At 68.4% G+C, this 269-nt stretch carries 1 protein-coding gene; it reads left to right on the forward strand.

What is annotated here, in order from left to right:
- Positions 1 to 65 precede the first annotated feature (65 nt).
- Positions 66 to 269, forward strand: a 204-nt coding sequence (locus H0H10_RS02225) for a hypothetical protein (RefSeq protein WP_223179267.1), incomplete at its 3' end; no start/stop codon positions are given.

Raw genomic sequence — 269 nt, forward strand, 5'->3', positions numbered from 1 at the left:
TCACCGCCGAGGTCGGCGCCTCCATCACCTCCGGCGCCGCCATCTGCGAGATCAAGGACTGAGCCATGCCCGCTGAGATCATGCCCCGCGCGGGCGAGAAGGAAGTACGTCGTCTGGACCGGGTGATCATCCGTTTCGCGGGCGACTCGGGTGACGGTATGCAGCTGACGGGCGACCGTTTCACCTCGGAGACGGCGGCCTTCGGGAACGACCTGTCGACGCTGCCGAACTTCCCGGCCGAGATCCGGGCACCCGCAGGCACGCTCCCG

The organism is Streptomyces griseicoloratus, from assembly GCF_014534645.1.
In the GTDB taxonomy this organism is placed as follows: domain Bacteria; phylum Actinomycetota; class Actinomycetes; order Streptomycetales; family Streptomycetaceae; genus Streptomyces; species Streptomyces griseicoloratus.